This window comes from Candidatus Tisiphia endosymbiont of Ceraclea dissimilis (genome assembly GCF_964030735.1).
Taxonomy (GTDB): Bacteria; Pseudomonadota; Alphaproteobacteria; order Rickettsiales; family Rickettsiaceae; genus Tisiphia.
Window position 1 is genome coordinate 679,140 of the sequence record NZ_OZ034917.1, and the last position, 11,817, is coordinate 690,956.

At 32.4% G+C, this 11,817-nt stretch carries 10 protein-coding genes; 2 read left to right on the top strand and 8 right to left on the bottom strand.

The window, feature by feature from the left end; all coding sequences use genetic code 11:
- The first annotated feature begins 31 nt into the window (after window positions 1-31).
- Window positions 32-1,636: a transporter substrate-binding domain-containing protein gene (locus ACQH1V_RS03315; protein WP_425360767.1), complete on the top strand. Its 1,605-nt coding sequence runs from the start codon at window positions 32-34 to the stop codon at window positions 1,634-1,636.
- 335 nt (window positions 1,637-1,971) lie between these two features.
- Here the strand turns inward: ACQH1V_RS03315 and ACQH1V_RS03320 are convergent, their stop codons facing one another.
- Both ACQH1V_RS03320 and ACQH1V_RS03325 read right to left on the bottom strand, forming a co-directional pair.
- A complete protein-coding gene (locus tag ACQH1V_RS03320) occupies window positions 1,972-3,162 on the bottom strand; it encodes an MFS transporter (RefSeq protein WP_425360768.1) in 1,191 nt (396 codons plus the stop codon).
- 434 nt (window positions 3,163-3,596) lie between these two features.
- Window positions 3,597-6,050, bottom strand: coding sequence for an AsmA family protein (locus ACQH1V_RS03325; RefSeq protein ID WP_425360769.1), 2,454 nt, complete (start codon window positions 6,048-6,050; stop codon window positions 3,597-3,599).
- Between the two features lie 145 nt (window positions 6,051-6,195).
- Here ACQH1V_RS03325 and ACQH1V_RS03330 point away from each other — a divergent pair, with 145 nt between their 5' ends.
- On the top strand, window positions 6,196-7,974 hold the full coding sequence (locus ACQH1V_RS03330) for an ABC transporter ATP-binding protein (protein WP_425360770.1): 1,779 nt from the start codon (window positions 6,196-6,198) through the stop codon (window positions 7,972-7,974).
- A gap of 386 nt (window positions 7,975-8,360) precedes the next feature.
- On the opposite strand, the gene ACQH1V_RS03335 is transcribed toward ACQH1V_RS03330, so the two are convergent.
- The 6 genes from ACQH1V_RS03335 to ACQH1V_RS03360 all read right to left on the bottom strand — a co-directional run bounded on the left by ACQH1V_RS03335 (window position 8,361) and on the right by ACQH1V_RS03360 (window position 11,701).
- Entirely contained in the window at window positions 8,361-8,849 is a 489-nt protein-coding gene (locus ACQH1V_RS03335) for an ATP F0F1 synthase subunit B (protein WP_094649520.1), read from the bottom strand.
- 12 nt (window positions 8,850-8,861) lie between these two features.
- The gene (locus ACQH1V_RS03340) at window positions 8,862-9,341 is read right to left on the bottom strand and encodes an ATP F0F1 synthase subunit B' (protein WP_250311916.1); all 480 of its coding nucleotides are present in this window, start codon (window positions 9,339-9,341) and stop codon (window positions 8,862-8,864) included.
- Window positions 9,342-9,348: 7 nt separating this feature from the next.
- Complete coding sequence (locus ACQH1V_RS03345; protein WP_094649518.1) at window positions 9,349-9,573, bottom strand: F0F1 ATP synthase subunit C; 225 nt, start codon at window positions 9,571-9,573, stop codon at window positions 9,349-9,351.
- Window positions 9,574-9,602: 29 nt separating this feature from the next.
- Window positions 9,603-10,331 carry a F0F1 ATP synthase subunit A gene (locus ACQH1V_RS03350; protein ID WP_094649517.1) on the bottom strand — a complete coding sequence of 243 codons (729 nt, stop codon included), beginning with the start codon at window positions 10,329-10,331 and terminating at the stop codon, window positions 9,603-9,605.
- Window positions 10,331-10,603, bottom strand: a complete 273-nt coding sequence (locus ACQH1V_RS03355) for an AtpZ/AtpI family protein (protein ID WP_341748551.1) — start codon at window positions 10,601-10,603, stop codon at window positions 10,331-10,333. The genes ACQH1V_RS03350 and ACQH1V_RS03355 overlap by 1 nt, the downstream gene beginning before the upstream one ends.
- Before the next feature lie 117 nt (window positions 10,604-10,720).
- On the bottom strand, window positions 10,721-11,701 hold the full coding sequence (locus ACQH1V_RS03360) for a thioredoxin domain-containing protein (protein WP_425360771.1): 981 nt from the start codon (window positions 11,699-11,701) through the stop codon (window positions 10,721-10,723).
- Window positions 11,702-11,817: the final 116 nt, after the last annotated feature.

An 11,817-nucleotide genomic window follows, 5' to 3' on the forward strand; every position in this document is an offset into this window, starting at 1 on the left:
AAGTAGAATTTAATGAGGAGATCTGTACACCATGCAAATACTTAAGAGTATCATCCCGATTATTATTATCTTACAAAACTTTTTTTCCTATGCAAATCATAAGGAGAATAATAATCAACTATCTAATCCCCTTGACACATATTTTACTCAATGTACTGAAGGGGTAAATGATAAAGATCATTTGCTTGTTGATTGCTATTCATTGGAACCCTACCAATTTAGCCATGTAACTAAAAGTGGACACCATAATATTACCGGTTTAGATATTGAATTAATCAATGCTATTAGTAGTAAAATTAACATTGGCATACAATATACTGATTCTGCCTGGGAACAAGTAATATCCAATATCCAACAAGGTAAAAGTGATATGGTGCCAGGACTTACTTATACCGAGGAAAGAGCAGCCTTTGCCAATTTTTCTATCCCGTATCGACTTGCAGAAATTTCCTTATTTACTTTACGTTCAGCAAGAAAACATCTACATTTTAATAATACGAATGAATTCTTAGCTCAGATACGTTTACTAAATTTTCGTCTTGGCATAACTAGAAAAGCTGTTTATGGCAATACCAGAACTACTGAGTACCTAAATCAGGCTAGTAATAATGACATCATCATTAAATATGGCAGTAATGCAGAGCTATTTAAGGGGTTGCTACGTAATGAAATTGATGGGGTTCTTGCTGACAGGATTGCAGGGGTAGCTCTTACTTTAAACTATATAGAAAAAGATCAAATAGAAGAGATCCATACTGGTATTAAAACCCCTGTACATTTAATGTTTAGTAAGAAAACCGTATCTCCTAATTTAGTCGCCAGGTTTAACAATTCAATTAATGAATTTATCAATAGCGACGAATATAAAAAAATTGTAGAAAGGTATAAATATAATATCCTACTGCTAAAATCTATCGATTCATCATGGTGTTATATTATTGGAGTTATAGGGAGTATAGCATTCGCAATTTCTGGTATCATTATATCAGCTAAAACCAATGCTACGTTGTTTGTTACTTTTGTATTAGCAATGTTACCATCCTTACTAGGATGTATTTTACTTGATATTGTAGTACATAGTGTTAATGCCAGTCTTATTTTAACTCCATATTATACTTGCCGTATTTTTATAACGGTGCTTATTGGTTTCTTTGCTATTAAATTACTAGCTTATTATAACAAGCAATTATATGAGGATGATTTTATCCAAAAAATACGCAATAATACTCTTATTGTTTGTGATTCCTTAGGGCAATCATCTTTTATGATAATTGGTGTTATAACTGTAATTGTACAAAAAATTGAACCATTAGAGTTCTGGGGACCATGTTTTGCCTGTTTGACTTCTAGTGTTGGTATAATATTCCGAAATTTAATTTGTCAACATGATAAAAATATCGAGTCTATACCTAGAGAAATTAATTTTGAAATATTAATATTGTGGGGTGCGATCTTTAGTATATTATTAGATTCTTATGCTTATAAGCCTGATTATAGTACAATAAAATACTCTATTATTACAGTATTTGTAGGGGCTTTTGTTAGTAGGCTTTTAGTTTACTACTATAATATCCCAAACTTAACTTTTCGTTCGGATAATACAGAAATTCTTACAAAAAATATAAACACAAATTGAATAAGTAGTCATTAAAAGTAGTATATGGTCAAAGTCATTGTAAGGAAGACCGTAGGTCGACGAAGCAATATACAAGTCTGATGGATTGCCACGCTCACATACGTTCGCTCGCAATGACGTATGCGTTTGAGGAGTCGTAAGTCGAGCCGTCATTGCGAATAAGACCTTAGGTCGACAAAGCAATCCATAAAAGTAACCAAAAATGGATTGCTTCGTCGGCTCATGCCTTTTTGTAATGACATATATGCACCCCAATCGTCATTGCGAAACCATGTAATGGTCGAAGCGATCCATTTTTGATCACTTTCTGGATTAGCTATATTAAGCAAGTAATGCTACCGACTCTTCACCGCCCATATAGTAGCTAAAGTAATCATTGCAATATAAACTCCTATAGATATAGAAGAGTCAGTAAAGTGCCAAAGAGCTATGCACACTGCAGGAGCAGAGCGTCCAAATATTGAAGTACCTAAAGCATCACCAATACTAACTAGCATATATTTATCTGAACCATGAAATAAGCTATTAAGCCAATAATTTAGTGGGCATAAGAAAGTTACCCCTAAGGCAATAATCCATAAACGGACAAAATTAACATACCATATAGAAGCATCAGTCATATATAACCATAATGGTACTATGCTAATAAATAGAATGCTAGTACTTACGATCATTACATCCACAGGACGATATTTTTTAACAAAATACCCTATTAATGGAATCATTGCTGCATCTACGATTAATAAAAGAGTATTAACACTCATCATCGCTTCCAAAGATATAGAGGTAATAAGAGGGACAAAACTATTCATCACTACAAAAGGTATGACATATGTCATATAGGAAAAGCCACTAATTATAGATATACGCAGAATATTGTACTTATTATTCAATATCACATTTGATGGGTAAGATTTTTGTTCTATTGCTCTTTGAGACATATTGGAATAACGTCTAAGATAAACCCCTACAATCCCTGTACTACCTCCTAATATAAAACATAAACGCCAATATTCATGGTGACTAGAACTAATTAGAATTGCACTGACAGAAGAGGCAATAATAATCCCAAACATTGTTGATAGTTCGTATAGGTAAGATGCTTTCACTCCTCGACTCTGCGTCTTATTTTCTACAATATATAATTTGGCAATACAATGTTCTCCTTCACCAAAAATTCCTAACATCATTCGAATAATAAGCAGCATCAATGGTGAAAACCAGCCAATCATTTGATAAGTTGGTATAACTCCTATTAACATAGTGGTAATAGCCACACCTATTAATGAATAGGATAAAGCCAAAGTTGCCCCTCGTTTTTTTGCAATTATACTAAAAATTATTGAACCAATTGGCCTGGTAATTATTGAAGTTGCTAACATGCCATAGGTTAAGATCAAAGCAACTATAGGGTCATCTTTAGGAAAAAAGACTATTGATAAAATTGGAGCAAGAAAACTATAAATAGCCGTATCAAAATGATCCAGACTATTACCTATTAAAATTGATAAATCTTTCTTTTTCATGAGAGACCGTAAAATTTTTGTCAAAAATTATCTATAGCTAACCCGATTAGTATGTTATCCATAGTAACTGGTGCTATTAGCGAGGAGGCACTTTGTGCAACACACCGTCATTGCGAGCTGATGTATCCCCACGAAATTCTTGCTACATGAAACCTAGATGTCAAGCAGTTTACGAACTATTTGACACGTGAAAAGTATAATCAAAACGCTATGTATTTTAAAAAATTTCTAATTTTGAGAATTTATTGCATTTTTTGACCTGATTAAATGTTCTTCAAACCTTGTGAAGTCTAGGGTTTACTAAAATTAATTAATTGGCAACTCGTGTTATTTTGCAACAATTTCGTGGGGATACATCAGCTCGCAATGACATCTTTAACCTTTTTTCCGTGAACACTCACATTCAATCTACAACTGTAGTACCAGGATGACTATTATTTAAATAATCCTTTTAACCCTTTTTCAATGGTAGATTTTACTTTATTGATGGGATCCTTATTATTAGAAGGCTCTCTTTGTTGATTATTTTGTGTTTCTTCTCCTGTAGCTTGTTTATTTTTTCTTCCCCCAATAATATTTTTTAATAGATCTTCAGGCTTTGTGCCTTTCTTAACGCCATCAACCACGCTATTTACTAAATTCTTCGTAAGATATTCCTTTAATGCTTTAGCATCAAGTTTATGCTGTGGATTATTCAGATTGCCGTACAGGTGAACTTTCAATGGTGGTATTGAATTTATATTTACATTAATAGTACTATCCATATCAAGGGTATATTTAGGTAGGTTAACATTTCCAGTAATTGTGACTTCTGACGAAGCAACATCTAATTTACCGTTTATTATATTAACTACCCCTTCTTTTATTTCACTATCCACCGCAAGCTTTTGAAAATTTGTTTCACCACTTGCCAAGAAAACATCGAGCATTTTTAAAATAGTTGCCAGGTTTTTAATATTTCTAAGGTTATCTAATAGTTTTTGTAAATCAAATCCACTAATTATACCGTCAGATGCTGTTAATGTTGCTGTACCGAATAGGTTACCTACATATTGAGATTGGCTTTGACCTTTTGTTTTGATATCTGTTACAAAATTAACAGTCCCTTGGGTAACTTTAATTTTACTTCCCTGTGAAGCTATATTTTGCGAAACTATATTTTTTAACTTAGCATCTTTAAGAGTAGCTTTAAAGCTAACAGGTTGGTTAACTTGCGAAGAAATTTGTCCAGTAGCAAATAAAGTTCCTCCATATAAATTACCATTTATAGATTTAATATCCAGCACACCACCGGCAAGCAACATATTAGTTTTGACGTTATCAAAGTTCAGATTCCCTTTAATAATTTTCTGTATAGTTAACGTTAAATTTCCATCAAACTTGTTTAAAAATGATAAATCTATAACATCTTTAGACCAGGGTACAGAATTATCTACAACAGAATGATTTACATTTTGCACAGAATTAGCAGCCATATTAGGAGATGGTGTATCACTTAAGTCATCTAAATTTAAGGAAGCTATTGTTATATCTGATAAAATATTTGGTTTAGCAGAAGCTAAATTGATAGTTACTACTCCACTAAGATTTATAGGATTTTTTTTTAACTGAACAGTAAATTTATTTATATTAGTTTTAAGAGAATTCTGTTGTTTATTTTGTTGTTTAACAGTCTCTCCCTTTAGCCAAATATCTCCAAGATTAATCGGTAGAGTCATGCTAAATAAACTGGCAATGGCTGCTATCTCACTAATTTTTACATTATAAGAAACAACTAGCTCTTTATCCCAATCCTTAACCCCTACATTACCTGTTAAATTAGCTTTATTTACAGTAAGATTAAGGTTATTTAGAGATAAATTTTGATCTAAATAAGCAAAGCTTGTTGCCAGAGAAACTGCCTTATCTAACAATTTAATTTTTAAATCTACCTTATTATCTTGAAAGTGGAAGTTAGCATTACCTTTAGCTAATAACTTACCTACGGTAAAATCAATATCACTAATTTTTAATAATTTCTTATCACTATTAACATTAAAAGTTAGTTTATGATCTAAATCGTTAGGGATAGACATATCAGGAAAAATACTTTGTAGGTTTTTAGCAGTTCCTTCCAGTTTAAGTTGTCCAGCAAAAGTCATATTATCGTAAGCAAAGTTACCTGAAAAATTAACCTTTTCTTGCAGAGCATTTAAATCTGCTGTTAAAGATATGATACCCTGCTTGTCTTGTATATTACCTTTGATATTATAATTCTTGCCAGAAGAAGAAAACTTACAGGATAAATCAGATGGTCCATGAAGATCTTTGATTTTTAATCTGTCAATATCTATGGTTGTTGGAGAAGCGTTATTACCTTTAGTCTTATCAGTAAAATCAACATAATTTAACTTAGCATTAACAATTTTAATTAAGTTGATATATAAAGAAAATGGAGCTTTGCTATCGTTCATTTTATCAGTTGGGGTTGTCCTAACATTGGTTGGTATTTTGGCAAATTCCCAAGAGGCTAAACCATTACTCATCCGTTCTAAATTAATTACTGGTTGGTTGATTTCAATCGTTGAAATGTCGATCTTTCCTTTAATTAGAGATAATATAGAAATAGAAGCACTTACTTCCTTAACATCCAATAAAGAAGGGTAGTTAGCACCATCTAGAGAGGCAAGTGTTAGGTCTTTAACGATAATAGTTGGAATGGGCAGCAAAGAAATGCTTATATCTCCATTGATTTGTAGTTCTCGACCAGTTATTTCTTTGACCTTATCAGAGGCTAGTTTTTTATATGATTCCAAAGAAATAAATAAAGGGGTTATCAGCAATATAACAATTATTAAAATAAATAACGCCACCGAATATTTTAGGAATTTTTGCACTATGCTGCTCATTATAATTATTTTATTAAATATATTGTGATGTCTGGTTTCTGTCAATGATATAGAATAATTAAAAAATCCTAAAAAAGTGCTTAGTGGGGAAGCTATAACCTGTTATAATGAAGTGCATTTTTGCATAATTAGAAAGAAATATTTTATGGTCTCTACCAAACAGCAAAATTATCCATTAAAATCATATTTATACTCCTTGGCTTACAAATATCGACTATACCTATCTAGCATTGTCCTTATATATATCTGTGGTGCACTACTTGATATTTTTGTTAATTATCAAATTAGAGAAATTATTAATACTATTGCCAAGAATCCACATGACAATGTTACCCTACTTCTCTTAATATTTGTATTATATAAAATGATGCACCACGGGGTATATTTTACCTTTAGGCTTTTTGACATTAAATACAAACCAGTGATGCTGGCAGAAATCGTTGAATATGCCTACAACAAGACTATGAAACATTCTTTGCATTGGTTTGATTCACATTTATCGGGAGAAATTGCCAGTAAAATCACTGATTTTCAAGATGGCATTATAACTGTTATCACTATTCTTTGTCGTGCTTTGAGAGATATTGTAGTTGTTGTAGGTGGCATAATATTTTTGTGTACAATGAATTACAAGATAGCCGGAGTGTTAATTGTTTTTATTGTGGTGTATGTACCAATATTATCAGTTTTACTCCAGAAACAAATACAGTTACAAGAAGAATATACTAAGGCACGACAAGAAGCGGTAGGTATTATCAATGACTCTGTTGCTAATATTTTTGGTATTAAAGTTATTGGCAATGTTTGGACAGAACTGAAACTAAAGCTCCTGCCTGCCATTGATCAATGGAAAAGTTGGGATCGAAAAACTCGGGTATATGATGCTTATTATGTAGACCTGACTGATAGCATATTAATTACTCTAATGGCAGCAGCTCAAATATTTGTGGTAGCATATTTATATAAAACTGGACAAATCACTGCTGGTGATTTTGCCATTAGTATGGTGATTACTTTTAGAATTGAATGGGCGATTGATCAATTATTAGATAATATAATATTTTCCATTAATCCTAAAATCGCTGCTATCAAATCTTCATACAACTTTATTAATACTATCTCAAATGTCACCGATACAGAAAATGCTAAGTTGCTTCCTTCTGTCAAAGGTGATATTAAATATCAAGATGTAACCTTCAACTATGGTAGTGGTGGAGATAATATATTTGACAATCTTACATTACATATCAAAGCTGGAGAAAGGATTGGTATAGTTGGGACATCAGGGGCTGGCAAAACTACCTTAATCAAATGTTTGCTAAGATATTTCAATTTGCAAAGCGGAACTATTTTAGTTGATGGATATGATATTTCGCAGGTAACGGAAGAGTCACTAAGAAGCAATATTTCAGTAATCCCACAGGATATTACGATGTTTCATCGTTCTATCCTAGAAAATTTGCAGCTGGCTAAATATGATGCTACTTTACAAGAGATTCAGGAAGCCTGTAAAAAAGCTAGAATACATGATGATATTCTGCAGATGCCCAATGGTTATCATTCAATAGTTGGTGAACGAGGGGTAAAAGTAAGCGGCGGGCAACGGCAACGAATTGCAATCGCTAGAGCTATTTTAAAAAATGCCCCCATCCTTATTTTAGATGAAGCAACATCGGCACTTGACTCGCCAACCGAGGCTTTAATTCAAAAATCTATAGATGAAGTTTTGGAAACCACTAATGCTACAACTATAGTCGTTGCCCACCGTTTATCAACACTTTTACACATGGATCGTATTTTAGTATTCAAGCGTGGTAAAATTGTGGAAGACGGTACTCATGCTATGTTAATCGCTAGAGGAGAGTTATATAAAACTCTCTGGGATGCACAATATAGAGGATTTTTGCCGGACAGTGAGATATAGTCAATTGATGAGAAGTTGGTGATGTCGTCGCTCAATGCTCGCCTATTACTTATAGGCATCGCTCCATCGCTCCTAGCACCAAATCCTCCTGAATTGACTATATAGCTAACCCGAGAAGGTTAGCCACACATGTAGACTAACGTCATTGCGAGAAAGACCTTAGGTCGACGAAGCAACCCATAAAAGCAACCAAAAATGGATTGCCACGACCACTATGTGGTCTCGCAATGACGTCTGGAACTTATACACTCCTAACAGTAGACGAAGTAATGTTAATCGGATCGCTATAACTTCAGAATCATTAAATATAATGTAGCACATCCTTAAAGTAGCCTGTAGATGGAGTAAAGCTATCTACTATTTTGAAACCGACTTTTTTATAGGCACTATTGTGACTTTGATGGTAGATTTTCCATGAGATTTTTGGCTATTTCACTATCTGACATGCCATTATTTTTTGTAGACTGCATATATATAGCTACTAATTTTACCATTTTATCACAAAACTCAGACTGCAGCATTTGAGAAGCTTCTAGTTTTTGCCTATTCATTAAATCTATAGTCTCAAGTTTTTTGCTTTCTAAGAATTTATCAATTTCCGCGTTTTGTTGTTCAATTAGATTATTGGCAGCTTCTTTGCCATTTTTGAGCATCTCTTCTCTTAGACCATCAAGCTGTTGTATTTGCTTTACAGCATCTTCAAATAGTAAAACCATATCTTCGTTAAGCTTTTGGGCTTCTGCAACTTGGTTTTTAATAGCAATAATTTTGTCATCTAACGATTTTAAAATTATATTTTTTATCGGTCTATAGACTAAATACAAAAAAATTAGGAAACAAATGGCTAACCAAAATTTTTCATCAAATAATTCCATTATTTCATCCCATTACTTTATCTTTTTGTAAGATTCTCTTAGTAATTCTAAATCAACTTGTTGATTGGTAATTTTTTGAATTAATAATTTTGCTAAATTGATACATGAATCATTTTCATCAAGCCAAAACGATTTGTTAATTGTCTCTATATCATGACGATTATTTTCAATTTGTACTTTCAATTGATCATCGAGCTGCTTTTTCTTTGATATAAAAGATGCTTCCATTACATCTGTAGCTTCTTTCTTAAGATTTTCTACGATATTTGATATTTCTTCCATCTTACTAGCATATTGCTTGTGCAGACTATCAGCTTTTGCTGCTAGACTTTCTGCACTAGCAATATTAGTATCTATATAGGATTTCCTATTCTTAAGAATCTTTTCAGTTAACGGTACGATGAATTTATCAACGAGAAGGTATAAGAAGCTGAAAGCAAATACCAACCAAAAGATTTGTGAACAATAAAAAGCAACGTCAAACTGAGGCATAGTTATATTAAGTAAATATCAACAAAATTGCAATTACAAACGAGAATAAGCCCATAGCTTCAGTAAGCCCAGCTCCAATTAACGCTACTCTTTGTAATTGATCACTAGCTGAAGGGTTACGAGCAATTGAATTTAGCAATGCACTGAATATATTACCTACACCAATGGCAGCACCTAGCATACCAATAGCCATAAGTCCTACACCAATAAATTTTAGAGACGTCATGTCCATATTATATAAACTCCTAAATATAAAAATTTCTAATGTGAATTTACAGCATCATTCAAATATACACAAGCAAGAATTGTAAAGATATAAGCTTGAAGTATTGCTACAAAAATTTCAAATCCAATAAGGATAATAATTAATGGAATTGGCAAAAATTTAAGGAAAATCATCAATGATACTATAAATCCTGCCATTACCTTTAATAATACATGTCCTGCCATCATGTTAGCCGCTAATCTTAAAGATAAACTTATGGGTCTTGCTAAATATGCAAATAATTCTATTACGATCATAAGCGGAGCTAACCAAATAGGCGTACCTTTAGGTAAAAATATTGATAAAAAATGCAGACCATGATTAATAAAACCAATAATTGTCACCATAAAAAATATCATAATTGCTAAGGCGAAGGTTACCGCTATATGGCTAGTAACAGTGAATCCGTAAGGAAGCATTCCGAGCAAGTTACATAATAAAATAAACATAAACAAAGTAAAAATTAATGGTATAAATTTACGCCCCTTCTCTCCAACATTTTGACTTAACGTCACTGTAATTATATCATAAATTATTTCAGCACTAAGCTGTAATCTAGAAGGAATAATTTTTTCTGCTTTTAAAGCTAAATAAAAATACGACAGAACTATAACCCCAGCAAGCACCATATACAAACTGGAGTTGGTAAAACTAATATCAAAACCAAATAAATTAATTTCTACTATTTTCTTTATTGCAAATTGATCTAAAGGACTATGTGACATTATTTTTTATTATTTAATTTTTGCCAAATTATTCTAAACCCAACAAACGTACCTATCAATAAGAATATTATAACACAAAATGGTTTAGAATTAAACAACTTATCTAATGCAAAACCAGCAATCAACCCCAGCATCACGCTAGAAACCAAATCTAGTGCAATAACAAACGCATCAATTTGCTTTTCTGGATTAGGCTTAGGACGCCTCTGATGACTATTTGTTTTAAATTTATTAATCCTTTCTTGGATATCTTTTAATTTCTTTTGTGCCATGTATACTCAGATAGAAAATCAATAATTGCGTTGTCGTTATTCAAGATCGCAGTAGTCACATACTAATTTTGATCTTCGTCTACCAGTCTTCAAATGATAGGAGCATATACTTTTTTATCATTTAATAGGGTGAGTAGTAGAGCTGCTTAATGCTTTATCAATTTCCTTAGAAAGAGTTTGTAAATCATAGCCGTTGGTTTGTATACTATTAACAAAGAATGCAGGTGTACCAACAAAATTTGGAGCACTAGCAGCAAGGTTAGTATTGGCTAGTAATGTTTCAACAATTTGGTTATCATTAAGACATTTAGCATAAGTTTCTGCTGACACTCCACCAATTTGAGCTATATTTGTTAGCAATTCACGATATCTATTACTGACTCCCCATTTATCTTGTTGCGACAATATCACACTTTGGAATTTAAGAAAACTATCTTTATTATTTTGACAACGCTGCAAAATTGCTGCATCTAAATCCTGTTTATTACCAATAAACTCACGAATTATGTAAGTAATTTTATTAGTGTCAATATATTTCTTTTTAAGCTTCGGTAGAATTGTGTCATGATAATAGGCACAATGCGGGCAAGTTGGGGAAAAATACTCAACTACCACCACATTTGCCTCAATATTACCAAGTATTATATCATTTTGACTAACATTGAAAGTTGGTTTATAAGATATCTGTTTCGGGCTAACAACCTGCACATCAGTCTTCCCATCAACAGATTCAACTGTAGAATTCTTTGTTGTTTCTAGAGGCTTCTCAGTATCAGTTGAAATCGTAGAATCTTGTTGTTCTACTTCCTGATCATCTACTATTATGTCTAATTTATCATTAGCAGGGTTATAGTCAATTGATGAGAAGTTGGTGACGTCGTCACTCGTCGCTCGCCTATTACTTATAGGCGTCGCTCCATCGCTCCTGCTACCCAATTCCCCTGAATTGACTATATCATTATTTTCTTCCGATGGTGCTTTCTCCTGACTTACCTCTGCCTTATTATCAGCTAACTTGTTTTTATTATTAGATGTATCACTTTCTTCTGAGCATGATATCAACAATAATGAGACTAGAATGATAATGATAGTATGCATAGTCTGGATATATTCTTTGAAATTAAATTAAAACACAAATGTTATATAAATATAAAGTTTTACTTACCTTTAAGCAATAAAAACTTGTATTTTTAAGGCAATATATTTTATCTTAC

Coding starts and splice junctions, on each gene's coding strand:
- ACQH1V_RS03355 (WP_341748551.1), bottom strand. CDS start 10,603: ATGGCACAAAAGAAATTAAAAGATATCCAAGAAAGGATTAATAAATTT.
- ACQH1V_RS03360 (WP_425360771.1), bottom strand. CDS start 11,701: ATGCATACTATCATTATCATTCTAGTCTCATTATTGTTGATATCATGC.
- ACQH1V_RS03350 (WP_094649517.1), bottom strand. CDS start 10,331: ATGTCACATAGTCCTTTAGATCAATTTGCAATAAAGAAAATAGTAGAA.
- ACQH1V_RS03325 (WP_425360769.1), bottom strand. CDS start 6,050: ATGAGCAGCATAGTGCAAAAATTCCTAAAATATTCGGTGGCGTTATTT.
- ACQH1V_RS03345 (WP_094649518.1), bottom strand. CDS start 9,573: ATGGACATGACGTCTCTAAAATTTATTGGTGTAGGACTTATGGCTATT.
- ACQH1V_RS03320 (WP_425360768.1), bottom strand. CDS start 3,162: ATGAAAAAGAAAGATTTATCAATTTTAATAGGTAATAGTCTGGATCAT.
- ACQH1V_RS03330 (WP_425360770.1), top strand. CDS start 6,196: ATGGTCTCTACCAAACAGCAAAATTATCCATTAAAATCATATTTATAC.
- ACQH1V_RS03335 (WP_094649520.1), bottom strand. CDS start 8,849: ATGGAATTATTTGATGAAAAATTTTGGTTAGCCATTTGTTTCCTAATT.
- ACQH1V_RS03340 (WP_250311916.1), bottom strand. CDS start 9,341: ATGCCTCAGTTTGACGTTGCTTTTTATTGTTCACAAATCTTTTGGTTG.
- ACQH1V_RS03315 (WP_425360767.1), top strand. CDS start 32: ATGCAAATACTTAAGAGTATCATCCCGATTATTATTATCTTACAAAAC.